Raw genomic sequence first — 24,526 nt, forward strand, 5'->3', positions numbered from 1 at the left:
ACTATTTCGTTAACTTTTATTTTCTCTGTAAGAAATCAGGAATTTTAAGTGACTTTGGCTCTACTGTACTCTTGATATCTGTAGGTCTGTTGATACCAAGATTTGGCTTAGGAGCTGCAGCACTGTTCTCACGAGAAATACCAATTGTCTCAACTGAAGGCTGGATAGGAGTTACTACTGAAGATGGTGTAACAGTTGTAGCATGTGCTACGTTAACTGTAGGCTGTGGAATTGAAACTGGTGTTACAGGTGTTGCCTGCTGAACCGGTCTTGCTGCAGCTGGCTTAGCTGCCATAAGCTTATCATCAATTCCTGTAGCGATAACTGTAACTGTGCAAGTATCAGTCTTATTCTCATCATACATTGCACCAAAGATAACGTTTACATCATCGCCGGCAAGTCCACGAACATAGTCAGAAGCTTCCTGAGCATCTGTAAGACTGATATCACCAGAGATATTGATGATAACATCTGTAGCTCCGTTAACCTTAGTCTCAAGAAGTGGACTCTCAACTGCCATCTTAACAGCATCAGCTGCCTTATCATCACCCTTACCGGTACCAATACCGATATGAGCAATTCCTTTATCCTTCATAACAGTCTGTACATCTGCAAAATCGAGGTTGATAACTGCAGGTACATTAATAAGATCAGTAACACCCTGAACTGCCTGCTGAAGTACTTCATCAGCTTTCTTAAGGGCATCAGGCATAGTTGTACGTCTGTCAACAATCTGAAGAAGTTTATCGTTAGGGATAACAATAAGTGTATCTACATTAGTCCTGATATTAGATATTCCAAGCATAGCGTTCTGCATACGAACACGAGCTTCGAAACTGAAAGGTTTTGTAACCACACCAACAGTAAGAATCCCCATCTCTTTGGCAAGTTTTGCAACAACTGGAGCAGCACCTGTTCCTGTTCCGCCACCCATACCACAAGTAACGAATACCATATCAGCGCCCTTAAGTGCAGCAGAAATCTCTTCTGCGCTCTCCTCAGCAGCCTTCTGGCCAATCTCAGGCTTTGCACCGGCACCAAGACCCTTTGTAAGCTTCTCACCGATCTGTAAAAGCTTAGGGGCTTTGCATAACTGAAGTGCCTGCTTATCTGTATTTATACCGATGAACTCAACACCGGTAATATTTTCGTCTACCATTCTATTTACAGCATTATTTCCTGCACCGCCGACCCCAACGACAATTATCTTGCAGGCATTTTCTGCTTCGTTTGACTTTATCTCCAGCAAAACAACTCCTCCTTCATAATCCATAGACTCCTAATAGCTATGATACGATTTTTTTGTTCAATTATCAACCTGTTTTTTTCCTTTAAATTTTTGTTTTTGTACAACAATTTACTGCTTTTTTTCCTGAAAAGTCACGTTTTTTGTGTCTTCATCATAATCTTTCATTTCAAGCAAACCTGTTTTACCTTCAAGTTTAGGTAAAATGTACTGAAGTTGTATTATTTTTTCATCTATATAGTCTTTTGTGCCTATACTTACTTCAATTCCCTCGAAATACAGGTAAAGATTATACTCACTGTCAAAAAAGATCTTGTTTGCCTTTAAGTTGTACTTGGACAAAAGCTGTGTGATATCAAGGATTTCCTCAAAAACCTCCTCGTTATCTATTGGCAGTTTTTCGTAAAGTACAACATATGAAAAGCTAAGTCCTAAAACCTCAGGAACGTCATCACTGGCTTCCAGAGAGCTTTCAACCACTATTCCATCTCTGTCAAAATAAATATAGTGCCCAAGATACGAAATATATCCGGCAACCGCTTTTTCGTAAACATTTATTCTTACAGTGTCAGGGGATACTATCTCAACACTCATTTTTTCTACAAAAGGAACACCTTCTATAGATTTATTCCTGTATTTAAGTGAAAGATACAGTGAATTGTGACAGAACTTATCTGTCATTACCATATCTATGACTTCTTCGTTCGTGTAATGTGTATTACCTGTCACATAAACGTTTGTAATGGTGTAATTATCCCTTATGTAAGTAAATGCCAGAAGTCCCACAATAAAAAGAGCTATGACTATGCCGATGATAATATAAAGACTCCTGTTATATCTTAAGGAGTCTGTGATCTTTTCAAAAAAACTTCTGATATCTATATTATTCTTTTTTCTTGGTCTGGTTTTTCTACGCTTTTTCTTTGCCATCTATATCATCTTCCTATATTTCTGGCCACATTAAGCGCCACACCAATTTCTGCAAGCTGAACAATAACTGCGGAACCACCGTAACTTATAAAGGGTAGTGTGATTCCGGTGTTAGGGATAGTATTGGTTACAACCGCGATATTAAGAATAACCTGAATAGCAATATGACCCATTACACCGATAACCAAAAGTGCTCCAAACATATCCGGAGCATTATTGGCTATTACCATCAATCTCCAGATAAGAAGAAGGAACATGAGCATTACTGCGATAGCTCCAAAAAGTCCCAGCTCTTCGCAGATAATTGAAAAGATCATATCGTTCTGAGCTTCTGGAATGAAGCCCATTTTTTGCATACTCTCGCCAAGGCCTTTACCAAAAATTCCGCCTGAGCCAATAGCATAAAGAGCCTGAATAGTCTGGAATCCCTTACCACTTGCATAAGCAGCAGGATCAAGCCATACAAGTATTCTTTTAAATCTGTAGTTCATTCCACTTGAATCTGCCGAATTAGCAACAATAAGAACTATTACAGTGGCCAAAGCCAAAACAGAAAGAGCTGCGATAACATATCTCTTATATCCGGGCGTAGACACAAAAAGCATTACTACAGCTATGCCCATGATAATGATCGCAGAGCTAAGGTTCTTTGTAATTCCATAGACTAAAAGTGAAAGAAATGCCGGGAACGCAAGCATTGTTCCAAAGCCTTTCGGATCAAGTAATTTCTTTTTAAGTGAAATAACAAGTGTCGCAGAAAAAACAATTACGGCAAATTTGGCAACCTCGGCAGGCTGTATTGATATGCTTCCAACATACAACCATCTCTTAGCGCCGTTGATGGTTTTTCCAAGAGGAATCAGAAGAAGGAGCATTCCAGCTGCAATCACATAAATTGGAAAAGCAAATTTCTTAAGGATCCTATATGGAAAATAGGACATAAAAAGCATAGCTCCAAGTCCAATGATTGTTGGTCCGAGCTGATGCTTAAAGTAATAGGCTGAATCTCCATAGTCCAGATTAGCTTCATAAGAACTTGTTGAATAAAGCATAACAAGTCCAAATGCCAGCAAAAACAGAACTATGAAAACCAGACTATAGTCTATATATGATTCAACTTTTGGCTTTCTTAGTGTCCTGACTCTCTCCACTTTAATCCCTCATAACAAATACCGTAAAAGAACACATTACAGCGCATTTACGTATTCCTTGAATTTCTTTCCCCTGGTCTCATAATTTGGGAACATATCCCAGCTTGCACATGCAGGTGATAAAAGAACTGCATCACCCTCATCAGCGCTTTCTGTACAGAACTTAAGTGCCTCTTCAAAGCTGTCTTTAAAACAATAATTAGTAAATCCATGCTTCTTAGCGCACTCTGCAATCTTTTCTTTTGTCTGGCCAATAAGTACCAGAAGTTTTACCTTATCTCCAAAGTTTTCAATCCACTCATCATATTCACTACCTTTATCATAGCCCCCGCCGATAAGGATTGTTGGCTTGCTCATGGCTCTTATACCCTGGATAGCCGCATCCGGATTGGTTCCCTTGGAATCATTGTAATAGTCAACGCCATTCTTGGTAGCAACAAACTCAATTCTATGCTCTACTGCTTTGAAATTACGAACAACATTAAGAATTGTAGCAAGCGGAACACCCATAGAAAGAGCTATTGCTATGGCTGCCATAACATTTTCAACGTTGCAAAGGCCAACCAGATTCATGTCATGAATGTTCATGATCCTGGTTGCATTACCTGCTGTACTCATAAAGATCTCATCGCCATCAAGGAAGAATCCGTCAGAGAGCTTTTCTTTTGTTGAGAAAAAGATCACCTTAGATGGGCATCTGTTCCCAAAATCTCTTGTATATTCATTGTCATAATTAAGAACGCAGGTATCATCCTTTGTCTGTCTGTTTGTGACATTTTCCTTCATGGAAGCATAGCATTCCATTGTATGATGTCTGTTGAGATGATCCGGCGTAATATTAAGGATTGCTGATACGTTTGCATGGAAATTATCAACAGCCTCAAGCTGGAAAGAACTGATCTCACCTGTAGTAACAGAGTCTTCAGTCATCTTAAGTGCGCTTTCAGCGTAGGATACGCCTATATTTCCAACTACGTATGTATCTGCAAAATGAGCCTTCATAATATCGCCCACAAGAGTTGTAGTGGTAGTCTTACCATTTGTTCCTGTTATTGCAACCAGCTTACCTTTGGAAAAATTGTAAGCCAGCTCAATCTCACTCCAGATAGGTATATTTTTCTCTTTAATTCTCATAACTGTAGGTGCATCAAGAGGTACTGCAGGACTTGGAACAGTCAGAGAAAGTTCATCTAATACATCATCTTCGATATTTCCAATAATGATCTGTGTATTATCCCTATCTTCTTCGTGGAGTTTTTTCCTGATATCCTCTTCGGTCACCTTTGTATTCTCTTCCAATACGATTGGCACTGCACCAACCTGATGAAGAAGTCTTACTGATCCGACTCCAGAGAGACCTGAACCAATTACTAGTACTTTTTTTCCAATAATATCTGCTGCTTTCATTTTACATTCCTTCGTATATCATTAATTATCTCAAACCGGCATAAGCAATAAGGCACATGAGTATTGTTACTGTAGTAAACACATTCACGACCTTAGTCTCAGACCAGCCACCTTTTTCGAAATGATGATGAATAGGGGCCATTCTGAAGATTCTTTTACCGTGTGTTATCTTAAAATATGAAACCTGCATAATGACTGAAACAACTTCCAAAGCGTAAATAAAGCCAACTATCACAATGAATATAGGCATTTGCATAACGTACGCTATTCCGGTAACAAATCCGCCTATAGCAAGGGATCCTGTGTCTCCCATCATTACTTTTCCGGGATATACGTTATATACAAGATAGCCCAAAAGAGCTCCCATCATAGCTGAAGACATAACCTCAGCTCCTGTTGCTCCTGTCACCATTCCAGCTATCGCAAAAAATCCTGCCACAACTGCTGTTACTGACGCACAAAGACCGTCAACTCCGTCTGTGAAATTTGTTCCGTTGGCTGTTCCAAGTGCGATAAAGAACAGTATTGGAATATTCCAGAATCCAAAATCAAGCATTATATCTGTGAATGGAACCTTCATAGCAAGTGAAAGATCAGTAAATTTCTCAACATAAAGAGCAAAAACAACTACAATAATAAGCTGACCAACGATCTTTTGCCATGCGCGAAGCCCCAGATTATGCTTTTTTACTACTTTGATATAATCATCAATAAAACCAATGAGTCCAAAACCAAAGGTGAGAATAAGCACCGGAATAACTTCCTTATGAGCTGCTCCGTACAATATTCCTATAATAAAGAAAGGAATAAGGAATATTAAGCCGCCCATTGTTGGCGTCCCGGTCTTTTTCTGATGGGACTCAAGTCCCTCTTCACGCTCTGTCTGACCTGCCTTAAGCTTTTTTAACATGCCTATTACTGAAGGTCCGATCACAACTGCTACAATGAATGATACAAGAACAGGTATCAGTGTTCTGGTTAAATAGTTTTCCATAATTACATCCTCAAATTTTAATTACTACTGCTTGCTGAAGCGGCCTCTTCCGGTACTCCCTCAAAATCAGGAAGTTCATCTCCTCCAACTACGCTTCCGCTGTCCGGATCTATAAGATTTCCGTTACTTGGGTCTACATAATAGCCCGTAGTAGGATCTTTGTCAAATGACTCCCAGATTGAATTTCTTTCTTTTTCCTCTGGGGCTTCAGTGGTCTCCTCCTCAGTTTCACCTGCCTCTTCTGTAACTTCCTCCGGATTTTCCTCCTGCTCTTCTTCCGCTACGGCTGTTGTAACAAGCTGCTCACGAAGAGTCTCGAGTTCCGCCTTTTCTTTTTCAGAAAGCTCCTCTGTCATAGGATAGTTGAGATAAGGAAGAGCCTCTGTAAGAATAGCTCTTACTATTCTGGTTGCAAACTTGGCATCATCCTGATAAAGCACGTTGGGTCTATCAACAACAACGTAGATTGCTATGTCTGGGTCAGATGCCGGTGCATATCCCATGAATGAAACAACATACTGATGGTTTCCACGGGGCAGAGTCTGAGCTGTTCCGGTCTTGCCGCCGATCATGTATCCTGCAGGCCTTGCAGTTTTACCTGTACCTTCCGAACCTGCAACTACCTGATTACAGTACTCTATTATCTTATCAGATGTGCTCTGTGATATTGTCTGTCTTAAAATTCTCGGTTCAATATTCTTAATTGTTGCTCCGCTGCTGCTCACAACTTTTTTTACAACATGAGGTTCGTAATAGTAGCCACCGTTGATCAGCGAGCTAAAGGCTGTTATCATCTCGATCATATCTACGTTAAAGCCCTGTCCAAAAGAGTTAGTGGCAAGGTCAGTAGATGTCATATTGGAAGCACTGTAGGTAAGGCCCTCAGTTCTGGCTTCTCCGGCAAGATCGATATTGGTCTTAAGTCCGAATCCGAAATCTTTTTGAAACTTGGTAAAAGTATTAACCCCGATAGCCTGCGCTACATACATCATAGCTACGTTACAGGAGATCTCAATTCCTCTTGATACTGAAACAGCTCCGTCACCGTAGGTGTTATGGCACTTGATCTCCCAACCGCCGACTTCGAGCTTACCAAGGCAGTTATAGACTTCGTCACCTGTTATAGAGCCGCTCTCAAGTCCAGTAGCTACAGTAAAAGGCTTGGCAACAGATCCGGGCTCGTATGTATCTGCAATGCAGAAATTTTTCCACAATGCATTGTAGTTCTGATAGAGCTGCTCATCAGTAAAGTTTTGAAGCATTTCCTCAGTGATGTACACACCGGAATCATAGACTGATTCACCTTTTACTTTGTTTCCTTTTTCATCAACCGCAGGCATTCCGATAAGGGCCGCCGTATCTCTTGGGTTGTTCAGGTCAAAGTTTGGATAACTTGCCATAGCAAGGATCTCACCAGTATGGATATCCATAATGATACAGCCTACATTATTGGCTCCGTTGCCTTCTCTGGCATTGTTTTTATACTGCTCATTGAACTCGTATAAATGTTTTTCAACTATTGTCTGAAGATTACCATCAATAGTTGTGACGATGCTATCACCGTCTGTAGCTGAAATAGTTGTTCTCTCAAGATTGGAATCATCGTCAAGATATCCGTATTCTCTTCCGGGAGTTCCACTAAGAGTGCTGTTGTAATACTCTTCAAGTCCATACATACCAGTGTTGTCACTTGAAGTAAAGCCTATTATGTCACTGGCAAGAGAACCGTTTGGATATTTACGAATGTAGCTCTCCTCGAACCAAATGCCCTGAATATTTTCATCATAGGTTTCAGAGCCGGGAGTAATAAGTCCCTGAAACTCACTGATTTCTGAGTAAGTAAGTTTTTTGGCCAAAATATAATACTGAGATGATGGATGCTCTGAAAGGTAATTTCTTATATCACCCCCATCAAGCCCAAAGCATCTTACAAGCGCTTTTATCGTAGGATCAAGATATTTGGAATCCCTTAAAAGAATCTTTGCATCAAGGATGACATTGTATACTTTCTCGCTGTAGGCAAGAATAGTATTGTTGGCATCCAGGATCTCGCCTCTTCTAAAGGGAATAGTTGTCGAATCATATTGCTGCTGAGAAAGAACCTGTTTCTGATACTCCTCACCGTTGTTCTTAGTTATAAGGATAAGTCTGACCCCTAACCCAACGAAAGCCAGTAGTACCAATACAAATAGCACCACCAGCTTTTTTCTCATTCCTATAGTAAACTTCTGCTTATTTTTTTCTTTACGCCTTTTCATCTAAACATAAAATCCTTCCAATTACACCCTTTCAATTATAGTCATATTTTGTACCAGGGGCAAATTTTTTTAAGAAGTTATTCATGCGGGATAGGCGCAATCTGGCGTACATAGTCGTTTCCGCCGCCATCAGAATATGTTATGATCTGTCCCTCACTGGCATACGTCATTCCGTATTCCTGAATTGCTATTCTTTTTACCTCATCAAGGTCAACATTGCCGTTAGCTCTGTTGTAAGCCTCATCGTTATCCTGTTTTAATGCATTAAGTTGGCTCTCAAGCTGAGCTACATGTTTAACGCTGTTCTTGATCTGTGACTGCAAATTGATGTACCATGCAAGCGTTCCCACCATAAGCACCATTGCCATTGATAAAAACACAAGATATCCAAGGCTCATGTGGTGGCGCCTTCTATTTTTCTTTTGAGGCTCCTGCACATGGAAGCGGTCTTTTTTCTCATTTGGTTGTTCATTGATCTTTCTTACGGTATTTCCGCGAATGTATTCATTTGCCATGTTAGCCTCCCTTCTTACTGCTATTGCAGTTAAGTTAATTTCATTTAATCTTTTCAAAAACTCTAAGCTTTGCACTCTGAGAACGTTTATTCTCAGCAAGCTCTTTTTCACTTGGTAAAATAGGCTTTCTTGTTATTACCTTGCCTTTTGATGTCTTACCACATACGCAGACCGGAAAATTAGGTGGGCATGTGCAAGGATTCTCGTTTCTCCTGAAGTTATTCTTGGTTATTCTGTCTTCCAATGAATGGAAAGTAATAACGCAGAGCCTTCCTCCGGGATTAAGGAAATCAATAAATCCATCCAAAGAGTTCTGCAAAACATCCAACTCTCTGTTAAGGGCTATTCTGATAGCCTGATATGTTCTCTTGGAAGGATGCCCTCCCTTTTCTCTCATCTTGGCTGGTATAGCCGCCTTAATGATGTCATTGAGCTGTCCCGTTGTTTCTATTGGAGATTTAGCTCTTTCTATACAGATATGCTTTGCAATATTCTTGGCAAATTTATCTTCTCCAAAATCTCTTATGATATGGAAAAGTTCCATCTCAGAATAGTCATTGATAATATCTCTGGCTGTCAGTGTCTGTCTCTGGTCCATTCTCATATCGAGAGGAACATCTTCTTTATAGGTAAAACCTCTTTCAGCGTTATCAAGCTGGTATGATGACACTCCAAGATCAAGCAGTATACCGTCAACTCCGGTAACTCCAAGAGCTTTCAGCCTCTCCACAGCATTTTCATAGTTATCTCTGATGATAGTGACTCTGGATTCATAAGGTTCAAGTCTCTTTGTCGCTGCACGGATAGCGTCTTCATCCTGATCTGTGCCGTACAGATGTCCTCCATCCGTAAGTCTCTCAGCTATATGTGAAGAATGTCCTGCGCCACCAAGAGTTCCATCAAGATAAATTCCATCAGGCTTAATATTCAAATTGTCCAGGCACTCATCAAGGAGTACTGAATAATGTTTGAATTCCATACTTTTTCCTTACTGTTTTTAAACCATACACCAGACTCGAAAAGCTTCTAGGTTCAGCTTAAATGCTTAAACCGTACTCACTCATCTTAGCTGCAATTCCATTGATGTCATCGAAGGTGCTTGCCTTCTCCCACTCTGCCTTACTCCAGATTTCAGCTCGATTACCTACACCTGCTATAACAGCTTCTTTTTCTATTCCTGCATGTTGCAAGAGATTTGCTGGCAAAAGAATTCTTCCCTGCTTGTCGACTTCCGCATCAATTGCTCCTGCGATGAAGAAACGGCCAAGCATTCTGGCTTCAGGTTTATCCATGGGCAGGGACTGTAGTTTTTCTTCAAACTGATTCCATCCCTCTTCTGCGAACACAAAAAGGCATCCGTCAAAGCCCTTGGTAACCACAAATTGATCACCCAAAAGCTCGCGGAATTTAGCAGGTATTATGAGTCTTCCCTTAGCATCTATGGAATGACTATATTCGCCTTTAAATGCTGCTCCCACTTAATTTACCACTTTTCTACCACTTTTAACCACTTTTTGCCACTTTTTACCACCTAAACACATTATAGAACACTTTTTTCTTACTGTCTATTAAAAATCCATGAAAAAAAATGCCCTCCTGAATCAAAAATTCAAGAAGACATTTTTCATTGAAAAAAATATTCTGTTTATTACTTTTCGCGCATTTTAAGACGTTTAATGATCATAGCCGTCACTGAAAACACAACAAGACATGCGGCAAGCATCTGTGACACCGGAAGTCCTGTGGTATGCATTATGAGTTGGTCAGTTCTAAGTCTTTCTATCCAGAATCTTCCAAGGCCATAGCCACCAAGATATAAAAGAACTATCTCACCATCGAACTTCTTATGTTTGATATACAAAAGCACTATTATAAGAAGGCACAGGTTCCACATACTTTCATAAAGAAATGTCGGACTCACCTGAATATAGTTTGTTCCTTCCACCATGTGAGCCTTCATAAGCTCAGTTATCTCTCCGCTTCTTACCGCTTCCACAGGAAGTCTCATAGCAAAAAGATTATCTGTATATTCACCAAAAGCTTCTCTGTTGGTAAAGTTGCCCCATCTTCCCATTATCTGACCAAGCAAAAGCCCCGGCATAATAGTGTCTGTAAGCAAAAAGAAATTAACTTTTTTAATCCTGCAGTATATAAATGCTGTAAGAAAACCTGCAATCACGCCGCCATATATTGCAAGGCCGCCATTTCTGATGTTAAACACACTGATAGGATTATCTTTATAGTAATCCCAGGCAAAAAACACATAATATATTCTGGCTCCAATAATCGAAAAAACAATTATAAAAGTTGCCACATCCCAGTATGTATCAGGGTTCTGACCAGTTGCCCCGGCAACTTTTGAAATAAGAATAAGGGCCAGAAAAAAGCCAAGTCCAATGATCACTCCATATAAAGCAATACTAAAACCAAAAACAGTAAAACTCTTTGGGACATTCTCCAAATAGATATTTAAGTGTGGAAACGCAATATCCATCTTCCCCATTATATCCGGCATAACATCCTCCACATTTTATACGTTAAATCTAAAGAGAATTACATCTCCATCCTGAACCACGTACTCTTTTCCTTCCATGCGGACAAGACCTTTTTCTCTTGCCGCTGCAAGTGAACCCTCTCTCAGAAGATCCTCGTAATTGATAACCTCAGCCTTGATAAATCCTCTCTCAAAATCTGTATGAATCTTACCAGCTGCCTGAGGAGCTTTTGTTCCGATCTTGATTGTCCATGCTCTTGTTTCATCTTCACCAGATGTAAGGAAACTCATAAGACCAAGTGTCTTGTAGCTTGCTGCAATAAGCTTATCAAGTCCAGACTCTGTAAGTCCCATGCTCTCAAGGAACTCAGCCTTCTCATCAGCTTCAAGTTCTGAAATTTCAGCCTCAATCTGAGCACTGATAACAAATACCTCGCTACCTGACTTTGAAGCAAGGTCTCTTACAGCTGCAACATATTTATTAGAAGCTCCATCATCGGCGAGATCCTCATCCTTAACATTAGCCGCATAAATCACAGGCTTCCATGTGAGAAGATCATATCCATTCATAAGAGCAAGTTCATCTTCATCAGTGATCTCAAGTTCTCTGGCCATCTTATTTTCTTCAAGAGTTGCCTTTATCTTGTTCAAAAGATCCAGCTCTTTTGCTGCAGTCTTATCCATACGTGCAGTCTTAGCAACCTTCGCAATTCTTCTCTCAAGAACTTCAAGGTCCGCAAAAATAAGTTCGAGGTTGATTGTCTCTATATCTCTTGCAGGATCAACTGATCCGTCAACGTGAACTACGTTAGGATCCTCAAAGCATCTAACAACGTGTACGATAGCATCTGTCTCACGAATATTTGCAAGGAACTGGTTTCCAAGTCCTTCACCCTTTGATGCACCCTTTACAAGTCCTGCTATATCAACAAACTCGATTGTTGCAGGTGTAACCTTCTTGGAATGATAAAGATCCCCCAAAAGTTTAAGTCTCTTGTCAGGAACTGCAACAACTCCAACGTTAGGATCAATTGTTGCAAAAGGATAATTAGCTGCAAGCGCTCCTGCATTTGTAAGTGAATTAAAAAGTGTTGACTTACCTACGTTTGGTAAACCTACTATGCCTAGTTTCATTTTCTATGTATCTCCTTCTAAAAATGCTTTATTTAAGCCATTTGTTATCTCAGCTTATTGTACCGAGTACCACGTCGGGCACCATTTATCTATTATGACATAAAAATAGTCCTGACACAGCGAATATATATTACCATGTCAGGACGGATTTGTAAAAACATGCAGTGACTTTTCCAGCACAGCGCTGCATTAATTAACGCGGAATTTTCCGCTATACTCCTCTTCAGGAGTAAATACGGCGGCAGGTTATGACTCCTGCTTTACAATCGTCCTAAGGCTACGCCGCAATTTTTTATAAAATAGTTACCATTGAATCAATTGGATTCCTTTTTTTATCGCTAGATACACCTTTGAAATCGCTAGCGCGAAATCCCAAATCCAGGAAACAAATAGGATAGATGTTTTCTGGCAGGTCAAAAGCCTTCTGTGTTTTAAGAACATCATTCACTCCAGCCCAACATGTATCCAATCCTATATCTGTTGCTGCCAGCATCATATGTGTTGCTGCAATAACACCATCTGTCAAATAGCTATTTCCACCCTGAAAATTACTTGCAGCATTTTTATCGGAACATACTAGAATTACCATCGGTGCTCCATAACGGCATGGATGAACACTGTCCATCCTCTGAAGAGCTTCTCCACTTTTTAGTATATACACTCGTTGTGGTTGTTTATTAAAAGCTGTTGGTGCTAAGCGCCCCGCTTCTAGAATATATTTCACTTGATCTTCTGTTGGCTTTGTATCGCTGTACTTACGAACAGACTCTCTCTTCTGAATAACTTTATTAAATTCCATATCTATAATCTCCTTTGCTACATTGATTCTGTTATTTAAAAGATATGTCAGTTATTCAAAAAATCCAAAACTCCACAGTAACATAGCAAATTTCATGAATCTCGTTCCTCCGGCGAATTTACTAAGTATAAGTTAAATAACTCATCCTCAATTATACGGGATGAATTTTAAAAATGTCAGTGAAAAATTTCTTACTTTATGCACGAAGATGATGAATTTTTTGATGAGGTAGACTGATAATAATACTCTGCATACCTCCGCTTTGCATGGCCCGGTCTTGTCCGGGCCTTTAATTCAAGGTTGCGCCGGCAAGGCGCAATTTCCTCGTATTAAATAAAAAAGACTGTGCCCTCTTTTTTAGAAGGCACAGTCTTTTGACACTCACATCTTTTTAATTATTTAGAAGACGATTAATCTCATCAACCATGTCATTGATTGCACTAGCCTGCTGTGCAACATGCTCAGTATTTGTAGCATTATTTCCAGCCATGGTACTGATAGCCACAAACTGCTCGTTCTCACTTCTGATACTCTCTGCGATATTCTGGTTAATCTCAACAGTTTTTTTGATGATTTCTGACTGGCGTTTATGTGCCTCATTCATCTCTTCAATTGCATTAACCGAATCATTCAGCATTGTAGTCATTTCACTTATGTCGCCAAATACTGTCTTAAACTGTTCATTCTGTTCAGCAAGCTTATTGGCATTTATCTCAACCTGTCCTGTAATCTCTTCTACGTTCTTCTGAACTCTTTCAATTATTGCGCCAACGTCCTTAAGTGAGCTCTGCGTGTTTTCTGCAAGCTTACCAACTTCAGTTGCTACAACAGCAAATCCCTTTCCAGCATCACCCGCTCTTGCGGCCTCAATTGAAGCATTAAGAGCAAGAAGGCTTGTTGATGACGAAATTCCCTGAATAAGTTCAAGCGTTGTTCCAATTTCTTCTACTGCCTTTAGAAGTCTGTCTGCAATATCTGTTGTAACTGCCATAGAATCAGAAACTTCAGAATTTATTCCCTGAAGATCATTTAATGATTTCTCATTTTCTTTTGACTTCTTAAGAAGGTTGTCAGATGTCTTCTCAACAGTCTCAACATTTTCTTCTACAATGCTTGCGCAATCATTAAGCTCTGACAAGTTTGCCATACTCTCATCTGCTTTATTACCAAGAATATTACTGTTTTTAACAAGCTCATCACTTGTTGCTGATAGCTCTTCTGCTGAAGCGCTCTCACTTGATGAGATATCCAAAAGAGTTGTTCCTGCAGTTACCATCTTGGAAGATATTGAACGAACAGCATCCATAACACCTGTAACACGCCTGTTGTTCTCTTCAAGCTCATCCTTTTTGGCAGTAATCAAAAAGTGTGAAACAAAGAATAAGAACATTACAAGGCCGGCTAACGAAAGCACAAGGCCTACAACACACATGATTACATCTGTAATAAAGAGTTCGTCTTTTACTGGCAAAAGAGCTGTGCCTCTGACAAACCATGCAATAAACATAGAACCAATACAAATACTGCCGGTAACGGACAGTAGCTTAATATCCATAAAGAATCCGATAAGTATCAGGAAGAAACATAAAAATCCCCAGAATGTTCTGGTCGGAACCATGTAAATAATGTAGTTCCACTGAAGGATAAGAACAACTGAGCAGAAAATCTTTCCTATTTGAAGTTTTCCATCTTTTAAATATCCATCTTCATCAAATGAAGACTTAAGAATCAGCATTCCTGTAATAAAGAAACACACATCCATGATACCGAAAATTATTACTGCGATCCAAGGGATAACCTGATAAAAGCCAATTGTCTTTTCTACTATGAACATTGCTGTAGCAAACATACAGGCCGATACCAGTGCAGTAATACCCCATTTAAAAACCGCAGACAGGTATACTTCAAAAGCAGATTTTTTATTCATTGATAATTACCTCCTGAGATAAATAGTTTATGTTAACTAGATTACCACAACCATTTTACTAAATTCCGCAAATTCCCATAAGAAAATATCTCTGAAATTATTATTAAAAAACTCTGCGTTGAAATGAATTATTTATTTCACCTTGTATTACCTGTCTTTCCAGCATTTAATTGCATATTTCTGTGGTTCGGCTTTTCTAAATTCAACATTTGATAACTGAATAGAGAATATAGCATTAAGAATCGAACCAAGCTTTCTCTGCCCATTATCATAATATACAATCACCTTATCATATTCTTTAAGATAATCCATATGCTCTTTAAGCATTGCATTTATAGCTTTTCCCAGTTTGCCAGAAAGCTGAACTCTGTCTTCTTTCGTCTAAAGAATACTCTTTAAAAACTCCTTCCTTACGAATAACATGGCCCGCATGAATATACTCGATGTCCAGACCGGATTCTTTAACGCTTTTTTCTAGTTGTATAGTTTTTTCAGTGATATCATTACTTTGATCATGAAAAACAAAAGTCACTAAATAGTAATCTCTTACATCCCTTGTTTCTCCAAAATCACCTGACTCATCTATAAAAATGCTAAGTTCTCTCATCGTGGTTAACTCCAAAAAAAATGACGGGAAATTCTTCCCGTCTGCGGTGATCCAAAGAGCTCTCGCTCAGATCAACATTATAATAAATGAGCTATTTTTTCAACATTTTAAACATCTCATAATGCTGTCATCATAGGTTCCCCCTTTCCTTCTCCATGTGACAGAGCAACAAGCATGATATCTATAGCGTCTACGTGAGATGCTGCTCTTTATTAGTAGTAGAACACGTAAAACTAAACAGATATTTGGAAAAAATACGTGAGGAGAGGCTTGTTAACGGAGGTGTATCACGTAGAATGCCAGAAAATCATTGCGAAACTACGTGATAACAGTCTAAAAATAAAGCGGTGTCACGTAGATGTCCACGCTACTATATAATCTGAAAAACGTAGCGTGCCTATTCCGCATTTACTGCATTTTCTTATCTAAATGACATTGGAATGGACCTAGTGGACGGAGTCATAAATGATATGGGTTCTTAAATGATGTTTGTCCGGTTCTTGTCTCTAACTCTCTTCTTACATCTTCTACTACCTTGTCTTTGAATTCTTCGTAGTTCATCGCCTACCTCCTTCTGAAAGTAAATAGTTTCAGGCTCAAAATGAGCGCAAAAAAGCAGCTACCTCGTTTGAGATAACTGCTCTATGTAATAACAAACCCGCCCTGGCACGTCAATCACCAGAGCAATCTTCTCTGTCATTGACATCCCCGGACGGGTTTGTTTTGTGTTAATCAAGGTACTTAGGGCTAAGTGACACTTTCTTCAAGTATTAGGGCTCATTTTGAAACGGTTGGTACAAACTCTAATTTCAACTGCATCCCTAATCCTTCTGCTATCCTTTTCATCATAGCAAGGCTGGGATTTCGTGTTTCATTTTCAATCCTACTAATATCAGCTTGAGTAATGCCTGTTTTTTCAGCAAGTTCTTTCTGCGTAATATGTTGACTGTTGCGCGCATCAATCATCGCTTGAATTATATCATACTCCGGTTGCAATACATCATATTCCGCTTTCACTTCCGGATTTTGCAGAGTTTTCTTTTTATAATCTTTATAACTACTCATGACAATACCTCCGTTCATAATCAGATTTATATTTTTGCGTTAAATCCAAGTCTGCCTTAAATTCAACTATCCAGACATATTTCTCAAAAACAGTTAAACCGCCTCTGTTTCCAATATTTTATCACTAAGCAAAAAGTCGAATAAATCAACTGTCATTACGCCATTGTCATCATATGTCGGATTCAACCCTGTTTTTGCAACGACTATTTTCTTAAAAGAATCATCAATATAATACAAACTTCTTTTTTCTTGTGCCTGTTTTTCAGGAGATTCCATTGTCAAAGCTGATTGAATATAAAATTTCTGACCTCCTTTTGATGCTACAAAATCGACTTCAAGCGATTTCTGTGCATATATAGCCTTACCATTTACATCCACTCTGTCTGTTTTTTCACTAACATTCAGTTCTCCCACATCAACATTAAATCCTCTAAAACGCAATTCATTGTATAAGATATTCTCCATGATATGCGTTTCTTCTATCTGCCTAAAGTTGAGTCTGGCATTTCTCACACCAATATCCTCAAAATAGATTTTGAATGGGGAACCAATATATTTTCTGCCTTTAATATTATATTTTTTAGCCTTCGACACAACAAATGCATCTTGGAAGTAGTCAACATAATCACCAATTGTATCAGCAGTGATACTCTTATCCAAAACGCTTCTAAAGGTATCTGTAATTCTCCTTGCATTCACAGGACTACCGATCATAGACGCCAAAATATCAAATGTATCTCCAAGTTCAACTTTTTTCTTAATCTTGTTATGAGTAATGATATCCTTTAAATATGTTTCTTCACATAAGCCTTTCAGATATGAGACTTTTTCTTCTTCGCTTTTCATTTGTGCCACAAGAGGTATGCCACCAGTTACAACATATTCCCTCCAAGCCTTTTCTGGAGACAGGTCTGTCCCTTGCATATACTCCGAAAAAGCTAACGGCAACACATGGACTACTGAACCCCTGCCTTTAAATTCAGTTGCTATATCAGAAGATAGAAACTTTGAATTAGAGCCTGTAACATAGACATCGTAATTAGTATGTCTTAATAAGCCATTAAGGGTTCCAACAAAATTATCAAGCAATTGCACTTCATCTAATAGTAAATAGTATTTTTCTGCATCGTTTGTTCTATCCTTCATGTATGCCCTAAATTTCTTAGCATTCACATAAAACACATCTGGATTAATAACAATCTTTGTCGGCTCTTCAGGAAAGTATGCATCAAGTAAATCTATATCTTCGTCCGAATCAAATGCAAACTTAATTATATTTTTGCTTGGAATACCTGTATTCAGCAAATGTTTAAAAAACAATTCATTCATCAAATACGATTTACCAGAACGTCTAGCTCCTGTTATTACCTTTATTAACCCATTCTCCTTACGCGCAATCAATCTATTAACATATATTTCTCTAGAATACTCCATACAAACCTCATTTTTTCAAAGTACTTTGACTTTTATCGATTACATTATAGCACATGTCAGAATATATGCCATGGTTAAATCGATTTTTTTCAAAGTTTTCTGCTTTTTATCGATTATATAACCGTAGATTTTTCCATAAAAAAACCTGTCGATGAATTAACTTCTTCGGCAGGTTCTTTTTCGTTATATTTTTGATACTTTGATCACATAATGCCAAACGGGCAATCGGACTGTTAAAAAGTATCTGCAATATCACCATCAATGCAGATACTTCTATCTGCAATTTCCTCTGGGCAGAATGATTCACCATAATTTAAGCAGGCATATACCGCCTTCTCATTTGCCAGCGTCATCTGCCAGAACGGATACTTTATAATGACGGGCGTATTAGCTCCTACTCCCAATTCAAGATAAAGAATATGAAGATTCTCATGTCTGCGAATAAAATCAGAATATGCTGCAGATGCCCTATGCCATCCTTCATCTTCAACAAAAGAATCATCAGTTCTCAAATTCATAGTCATATCAGAGCCGTCATCAGGACACTTTGGAATCAGCTCAGAAGGAATTTCCATCAGTAGCTTACCATCAATCGGTACCTGAAATACTCCCTGATCATCTCTTACAAAACCTTGTGCTTCCATAGCTTTCATTACCCACTCTTCATTATCAAAGGTTTTCTGAATAGCAGGATTCACGCTCTGAAACAAACCATAATCACCCTGAGTATAGAACAGTCTTTTCTTGTCAAACCCTGCTCTTTGAAACTGGTGATCTACATTTGTGGTAATCACAAAATAGTCCTTATCGGAAACCATCTTAAGAAGATCCCTATACACTGGCTTTGGAGCATCAATATATCTGTTAAAATAAATATGTCTTGCCCACCAGGCCCAGCGTATTTCTTCGCTCGGAAACGGATAGAATCCACCTGAATACATATCTCTTATTCCAAATCTTTTGGCAAAGTCATAGAAGTATTTTTCAAAACGCTTGCCGCTATATGTTAAGCCAGCAGATGTTGATAGTCCAGCTCCTGCTCCAATGACAATTGCGTCTGCTTCCTTGATTTCTTGCAAAAGCCTTTTTATTTGCTCTTCTTTGCTTCCTTTACCATAGGACATGCTTCTAGTAAAGTATCTCACAGCATTCATTCCTTTCTCTATAGTTTCCTGATAACCATTAGGCATATCATCATATTAGTTTTTCATAAATGGCCTTATCCTCATCTTTGAAAACATTGAATATCACTCTTTCTACCTTACCAGGATTATCACTGAGCCATTCTGACACAGTCTTAACGGCAATCTCAGCTGCTTTTTTGTTAGGAAAATGAAATACTCCTGTTGAAATACAGCAAAAAGCAACGCTCTTCAAGCTATTTTCAGCGCACATATCCAAAGTGTTTCTATAGCAGTTCTCCAAATCCTTTTCCAATTCAGGAGTAAGTTTGTACTGTACGATTGGGCCTACTATATGAATAACTTTCTTTGCCGGAAGATTATACGCATCAGTGAGCATTGGATCGGCAGTAGGCTGTTCATAGTCTCTTCCGTATCTTATTCGAAGTTCATTCATCTGCCTGTTGCACTCAGCTCTAAGCTGCACTCCTGCAAAAGTATGGATACAGTTATCTATACAGGTGTGCATCGGAACAAAACAGCCCAGCATCTGCGAATTAGCGGCATTAACAATAGCATCCACCGAAAGTCTTGTGATATCTCCTTGCCAGATAGAAAGTCCGTCCCTGATAACCGGGATGTCTGACAGATTCACCACACCCTTTTCAGCCGCTCTTTCAGTCAGATATTCATCCTGTACTTTCATTACTTCAGAGGACAATTCTTTTGGCATACGGATGTTCATAAGCGACCTTAAGATTCGTCTTTTATCTTCCGTACTATTTGGAGTCTGTAATTCCTTATATTCATCAGAATCTGCCTTGAATCCTTCTACAAGATAATCAAGACGTTCTTCCTGTGTTTTATTATTAGACATATCACACATCCTCCAAAGGCTCAATTGCCTGATACACATCATAAAAAGTTATATCTTTAAGATCTCTTGTAAGCTCTATTCCGCCTGTTCCTCTGATAACTGGAATTTATCGAAATCCTGAAAGTTTCATGCTTGCATCCCAGAGTTCTTTTGCGTTTTCCTCCACATAGGAAAGCAGTGAAGACTTAGCAGTATTTGTACTGCGATCATAGTACAGTGCTTCAGAGGACAGATAACGATCCTGCCTACTTCAGATAATCAAATTCCGGGGTTTGTTCCAAAGCCTTTTTGTAGAAAAGCGTTCTCGTGAATATAACGTAGAACAATGTATCCATTACTATCTCAACGAAAACAACGACCACACTATAGGTCTCTGAGAAAGGATAGATCATCGCGCCGGTCAGGATGATATTCTTGAACATATGCAAAAAGAAAATCGGAAATACTTTTCTTTTCGCGATCACATAAATCGTCATATAAACAAGTGCTGCCGACATGCAGCTGACAATAAAGAGCAATCCCAATAACGGGGTGATCATAAACCAGTCATGCTGGATCTGTGCCGGATAGAAGTACAGCGGAAAGTGCCAGATACCCCAGATAAATCCGATGAGCAGCGATACCTGCATCAGCTTTTCTTTCCTGAACAGGCGGTCTGTAAGGAAACCTCTCCAACCGAATTCCTCAGAAAAAGGACCTGAGATTATCCCCCAGAACAGGAAATAAAAGAGATACAACGGGTTCTTGGCGATCAGCTTCAATCCCTCAAAACCGAGCTTCTCAGCACCCAATCCTCTTGAGATCATCTGTGTCACAAATACTTCCGCACAGATCAGTCCAAGCGAGAGCAAAATGGCGATTAATGATCCCTTATTGGGAACAAAGCATCTCTTCAGGAAATCCTTTATCCCGTCCTTCGTGTAAAAAACGAGTACAAAGATTACTCCGGTCAGCGTCGGCATTACACCTCCGATTCCAAAGAACAGCGAAGCAAAATCAAATGAAGATATCGATGTGTTCTCAATATCCAGACCAAGGATCATCGGCATGAATTGCAAGAGCCAGGTTAACAGGATCGTTATGATTAAGTACAGAATGAGTATTCTTCTGCTTTTTGCAGTTTTATCCATATGATTTACAATCTTCTGTGTTTTCAATTTCACTCCTTTCAAGCTCACCAAAATCCCATGCCGGAATTCAAAAATTGTCATCCTACGCCAATGGCAGGCAAGACCTTTTGCTCGATAAAATCCACTCTGTCAAATATCCTCGGCTTAAACGTACCTGTCACTCCAACAGACACTTTTTTCTCTTTGTTTATATAGATGATATTTCCGCTGTCACCAATCGCCGCATATACCTCTTTATCATCATAGGGTTTGTACCATAAGTAGCCATAGTTCATGAAGCCAAACCGTTCACCTAGCTTGAGGTGGGGAGAGAGCATATCTTTCAGATATTCTTCTGAGATGATTCTATTTCCGTTATACAGGCCATCATTCAACACCATAGCGCCGATTACAGCCATATCTTTCGCTGACATACATAATCCCCAGCCCGCAGTAACGCAGCCCCGAGGGTCGCTGTACCATTCATATTTTCTTGGATTCTTATTCATGAAAAAATCAAACTGATCTTCTTTGGAACTGTCTCCATGCGCTATTCGCTCAGGAAGGTTCAACGGCACAAACAGATTATTGTTGGCAAAATCTATGCACTTCTCATCGGCTGCCTTCTCGATTATCCCTGCCAAAATCTGAATACCAAGCGTAGCATATCTGAACTCACCTGTAATTCCGCTACGTCCTCCGAGATAATCAAGTATCGCATACGTAAAATCCTGTGAAGTACACACCTTCTTCCAGGGTTCTGACCTGCCTTTATAAGGAGCTGTCATAGTGAGCAGATTCCTGATTGTGACATCATATATGGTCTTCTCCCCACGCTTTACAATGTAATCAGGGAAAAAATCTATCACCTTTTGATCCACGTTTTTGATAAAGCCCTTGTCCAACGCAATTCCCACAAGTAACGCCATAATTCCTTTGGTAACAGAATTGACATTCATAGCATTTAAGGTCTTAAATCCGTGCCAGCAGTCGTCATAAACATCCAGCCCCTCTTTAATCGCATAAATCTGGCAAATGTTACTCTCGTTTTTGGTGCTTTCAGAAACGTATTTATGAAGTTGTTCTTTCGTCATTAAAAGCCTCCTCTTAGGAATGATTCGGACGTCCTAAGAAAAGGCTAATATGATTAAAAATTGTTTTCAAGAAAAATCTTAAAAATCTTTATATTCCTATTTATTCTTCCATCAAGGATTATGTATTACATTTCTCTTTCCACTATTGGCAGTTCCTCTTACTTCTTCGTGGTAAAAGTAATCTACGATTGTTGGATGTCCTTTCTCTACTCTCTCATACGGAGTTTCATTATCAACAAACCTGCAATCATACTTTTTAGCCAGCTCTTCAGCTTTCTTTTCCAGCGCTTCAAAATAGCTGCGGTTCTTTTTGTTATAAATTTCGTCATACAGCGGCACCAGATCCGGATGTTTATCGGAAATGTATTTCATGATATCTGCCTTAAAACCTCCGCGAAGATTCAGATTCTCAAGCCATACAAGGTCACACTGATCTTTTGTCCTGTCTATGATTGCTTCTATATCCGTAATCCCCGGGAACACGGGTGAAATGAAGCAAATTGTACGAATTCCTGCCGCATATACCTCTTTCATTGCAGCAAGCCTTCTTTCTATGCTTACTGCCGCATCCATATCATCTTTAAACTCTTCATCGAGAGTATTGATTGACCATGATACCGTAAGTCTGCTATTTTCATTGATTTCTTTTAGCAGATCCAGATCTCTTAGTACAAGGTCTGACTTTGTGCAGATAAGTATGTCCGCACCACTGTCCTTTAGTTCTTCCAGAAGTCTTCTTGTATTTTTATATGTTTCCTCTAGCGGATTATAACCATCCGTAACTGTTCCAATGATCACCTTCTGGCCGGCATACTTCTTTGGATTCTTTATTTCAGGCCAGTCTTTCACATCCATGAAAGTTCCCCATTCCTCTGTATGCCCTGTAAAGCGTTTCATAAAAGATGCGTAGCAGTATTTACAGGCATGGGGACACCCCACATAAGGATTCACCGAATATCCTCCAATAGGAGTATTCGATTTTGTCATTACACTTTTTGTTTCTATATGATTTACTTTGATTTCTGGTTGTTCCATATCCTCTGTTCCTCCAGCACTTTGTTAAAAGCATCCGGCATTTCCTGTATCATTTCTTCTCCCATAATCGGAACAAGATCTTCTTTCCAGAATACAGGAATGTTCAGTTCATGAGCCTGTTCTGTCAATGAATAAACCCACCCGGGATCTGTTTTAACAGTCCTGCTCTTTGCACCTGTCATGGTTCCCACCACAATCCAGTCAATGCCTGTAAGATCAACCTTACCCGGATCATCGAACAAAGGCTCAAAAGTAACATGATATTTTTTTGCCTTCACATTGCTCCGCAGTGCATCAATACGCCATAACTCAGACTTTCTCGTAACTGTAACGCCAAACCATGCATTATCAAGATCTGTTTCAAAAGACAGAAGATCCGGTCGTTTGGTAAGAAAAAGAAACTGGTGCTGAGGATTCTCTGCTATCTTTTTAAAGACTTCCTCTCTCCATTCCTCATGCCAGCCCGAGAGATCGCTCATGCCGGTCAGCAGAAAATTCTGCGGCTTTTTCTTTTCCATCATCCTTAGCTTTGAGGGGTAATAAACCGGTTTATCAAAATCATCAGTAATATGAAAACGCCTTGTGTTATTCCTTGCATAACAATATGCACATCCAACGTTGCATCCGACAACAAGGTTCATATTCTGTATCTGGTCTTTTATACAAATGCTCATTGTTCACTCCACTTTTCCAGGTTGTTCATGATTCTCTCAAGATATGACTCGAATTCAATGATCTCTTTTTTTGTAAAGCCATCATAATAGATCTCTCCCATCTGCTCAGAAACTGAATCATAATCCTGTTTTAGATTCCGTGCCTTTTGGGTCAGAAAAAGTAGTGTCTTTCTTCTATCTGCCTCATCCTGTCTTCTGCTGATGAGCTCACTCTTTTCCATCCGTTCGAGCATTGTGGTAAGAGAAGTAATTGCAAGGCCACTCTTTTCAGAAATTGTTTTTATTGGAACTCCGTCTTCCTGCCAAAGTACATATAGAATTCTCCCCTGAGGACCGTTGAAAGCATCAACATCTTTCTCCGAAAGAATTTTCTGGAAAACACGATCTCCAAGCTGTTTGACTTTTGTAACTAAAAATCCACCATTTGCCTTCATATAAAAAACTCCTATATAGTAGTTTTTGAATTCTACTATATAGGAGTAATTATGTCAATCGCTTATAATGGGATGCCTATTGGAGTGACTGCGTCATCAAAAATCATCCTACTCACTAATATTATATTCTGATTTACAATACTAATGCCATGCATATGGCGCCTTCAAGACAATCATACGGAGGATAGTTGTCAATAAGCGAATATCCTCGTCTCTCATAT

General features: G+C 39.2%; 24 protein-coding genes. All 24 read right to left on the reverse strand.

Annotated features, from left to right (window positions below; all coding sequences use genetic code 11):
* Positions 1-16: 16 nt before the first annotated feature.
* Positions 17-1,249: a cell division protein FtsZ gene (gene ftsZ, locus C4S54_RS07925; RefSeq protein ID WP_103869074.1), complete on the reverse strand. Its 1,233-nt coding sequence runs from the start codon at positions 1,247-1,249 to the stop codon at positions 17-19.
* A gap of 108 nt (positions 1,250-1,357) precedes the next feature.
* A complete protein-coding gene (locus C4S54_RS07930) occupies positions 1,358-2,176 on the reverse strand; it encodes a cell division protein FtsQ/DivIB (protein WP_103869047.1) in 819 nt (272 codons plus the stop codon).
* Positions 2,177-2,181: 5 nt separating this feature from the next.
* A complete protein-coding gene (locus tag C4S54_RS07935; RefSeq protein ID WP_242973764.1) occupies positions 2,182-3,327 on the reverse strand; it encodes an FtsW/RodA/SpoVE family cell cycle protein in 1,146 nt (381 codons plus the stop codon).
* Positions 3,328-3,363: 36 nt separating this feature from the next.
* Positions 3,364-4,734: a UDP-N-acetylmuramoyl-L-alanine--D-glutamate ligase gene (gene murD, locus C4S54_RS07940; RefSeq protein WP_103869049.1), complete on the reverse strand. Its 1,371-nt coding sequence runs from the start codon at positions 4,732-4,734 to the stop codon at positions 3,364-3,366.
* 25 nt (positions 4,735-4,759) lie between these two features.
* Entirely contained in the window at positions 4,760-5,728 is a 969-nt protein-coding gene (gene mraY, locus C4S54_RS07945; protein ID WP_103869050.1) for a phospho-N-acetylmuramoyl-pentapeptide-transferase, read from the reverse strand.
* Positions 5,729-5,745: 17 nt separating this feature from the next.
* The gene (locus C4S54_RS07950) at positions 5,746-7,986 is read right to left on the reverse strand and encodes a penicillin-binding transpeptidase domain-containing protein (RefSeq protein WP_103869051.1); all 2,241 of its coding nucleotides are present in this window, start codon (positions 7,984-7,986) and stop codon (positions 5,746-5,748) included.
* Between the two features lie 77 nt (positions 7,987-8,063).
* Positions 8,064-8,501 carry a cell division protein FtsL gene (locus C4S54_RS07955; protein WP_103869052.1) on the reverse strand — a complete coding sequence of 146 codons (438 nt, stop codon included), beginning with the start codon at positions 8,499-8,501 and terminating at the stop codon, positions 8,064-8,066.
* 40 nt (positions 8,502-8,541) lie between these two features.
* Positions 8,542-9,480, reverse strand: coding sequence for a 16S rRNA (cytosine(1402)-N(4))-methyltransferase RsmH (gene rsmH, locus C4S54_RS07960; RefSeq protein ID WP_103869053.1), 939 nt, complete (start codon positions 9,478-9,480; stop codon positions 8,542-8,544).
* 58 nt (positions 9,481-9,538) lie between these two features.
* Positions 9,539-9,979, reverse strand: a complete 441-nt coding sequence (gene mraZ / locus C4S54_RS07965; protein WP_022774142.1) for a division/cell wall cluster transcriptional repressor MraZ — start codon at positions 9,977-9,979, stop codon at positions 9,539-9,541.
* A 170-nt stretch (positions 9,980-10,149) separates the two neighbouring features.
* Entirely contained in the window at positions 10,150-11,016 is an 867-nt protein-coding gene (lgt, locus tag C4S54_RS07970) for a prolipoprotein diacylglyceryl transferase (protein WP_103869054.1), read from the reverse strand.
* A gap of 15 nt (positions 11,017-11,031) precedes the next feature.
* Positions 11,032-12,129 (reverse strand): redox-regulated ATPase YchF, encoded by a 1,098-nt coding sequence (gene ychF, locus C4S54_RS07975; RefSeq protein WP_103869055.1) that lies wholly within the window; start codon positions 12,127-12,129, stop codon positions 11,032-11,034.
* A gap of 292 nt (positions 12,130-12,421) precedes the next feature.
* Entirely contained in the window at positions 12,422-12,928 is a 507-nt protein-coding gene (locus tag C4S54_RS07980) for a nitroreductase family protein (RefSeq protein WP_022776415.1), read from the reverse strand.
* Positions 12,929-13,319: 391 nt separating this feature from the next.
* Complete coding sequence (locus C4S54_RS07985) at positions 13,320-14,855, reverse strand: methyl-accepting chemotaxis protein (RefSeq protein WP_022776416.1); 1,536 nt, start codon at positions 14,853-14,855, stop codon at positions 13,320-13,322.
* Between the two features lie 147 nt (positions 14,856-15,002).
* Positions 15,003-15,182, reverse strand: a complete 180-nt coding sequence (locus tag C4S54_RS16155) for a hypothetical protein (RefSeq protein WP_103869056.1) — start codon at positions 15,180-15,182, stop codon at positions 15,003-15,005.
* On the reverse strand, positions 15,175-15,462 hold the full coding sequence (locus tag C4S54_RS07995) for a hypothetical protein (protein WP_103869057.1): 288 nt from the start codon (positions 15,460-15,462) through the stop codon (positions 15,175-15,177). The genes C4S54_RS16155 and C4S54_RS07995 overlap by 8 nt, the downstream gene beginning before the upstream one ends.
* A gap of 777 nt (positions 15,463-16,239) precedes the next feature.
* Complete coding sequence (locus C4S54_RS08000; protein WP_200821054.1) at positions 16,240-16,527, reverse strand: helix-turn-helix domain-containing protein; 288 nt, start codon at positions 16,525-16,527, stop codon at positions 16,240-16,242.
* A gap of 93 nt (positions 16,528-16,620) precedes the next feature.
* Positions 16,621-17,961 carry an ATP-binding protein gene (locus tag C4S54_RS08005; protein ID WP_103869058.1) on the reverse strand — a complete coding sequence of 447 codons (1,341 nt, stop codon included), beginning with the start codon at positions 17,959-17,961 and terminating at the stop codon, positions 16,621-16,623.
* A gap of 233 nt (positions 17,962-18,194) precedes the next feature.
* Positions 18,195-19,115, reverse strand: coding sequence for an SIR2 family NAD-dependent protein deacylase (locus tag C4S54_RS08010; RefSeq protein WP_200821055.1), 921 nt, complete (start codon positions 19,113-19,115; stop codon positions 18,195-18,197).
* 40 nt (positions 19,116-19,155) lie between these two features.
* Positions 19,156-19,959, reverse strand: coding sequence for a protein-ADP-ribose hydrolase (locus C4S54_RS08015; RefSeq protein WP_103869060.1), 804 nt, complete (start codon positions 19,957-19,959; stop codon positions 19,156-19,158).
* Between the two features lie 245 nt (positions 19,960-20,204).
* Complete coding sequence (locus C4S54_RS08025; protein WP_160110726.1) at positions 20,205-21,116, reverse strand: CPBP family intramembrane glutamic endopeptidase; 912 nt, start codon at positions 21,114-21,116, stop codon at positions 20,205-20,207.
* Between the two features lie 50 nt (positions 21,117-21,166).
* Positions 21,167-22,162: a serine hydrolase domain-containing protein gene (locus C4S54_RS08030; RefSeq protein ID WP_103869062.1), complete on the reverse strand. Its 996-nt coding sequence runs from the start codon at positions 22,160-22,162 to the stop codon at positions 21,167-21,169.
* A 111-nt stretch (positions 22,163-22,273) separates the two neighbouring features.
* Complete coding sequence (locus C4S54_RS08035) at positions 22,274-23,197, reverse strand: radical SAM mobile pair protein B (RefSeq protein ID WP_022755164.1); 924 nt, start codon at positions 23,195-23,197, stop codon at positions 22,274-22,276.
* The gene (locus C4S54_RS08040) at positions 23,173-23,871 is read right to left on the reverse strand and encodes a radical SAM mobile pair protein A (RefSeq protein WP_103869063.1); all 699 of its coding nucleotides are present in this window, start codon (positions 23,869-23,871) and stop codon (positions 23,173-23,175) included. The genes C4S54_RS08035 and C4S54_RS08040 overlap by 25 nt, the downstream gene beginning before the upstream one ends.
* Entirely contained in the window at positions 23,868-24,305 is a 438-nt protein-coding gene (locus tag C4S54_RS08045) for a radical SAM mobile pair system MarR family transcriptional regulator (RefSeq protein ID WP_103869064.1), read from the reverse strand. The genes C4S54_RS08040 and C4S54_RS08045 overlap by 4 nt, the downstream gene beginning before the upstream one ends.
* Between the last annotated feature and the right edge of the window lie 221 nt (positions 24,306-24,526).

The organism is Butyrivibrio sp. Su6 (assembly GCF_900108105.1).
Taxonomy (GTDB): Bacteria; Bacillota; Clostridia; order Lachnospirales; family Lachnospiraceae; genus Butyrivibrio.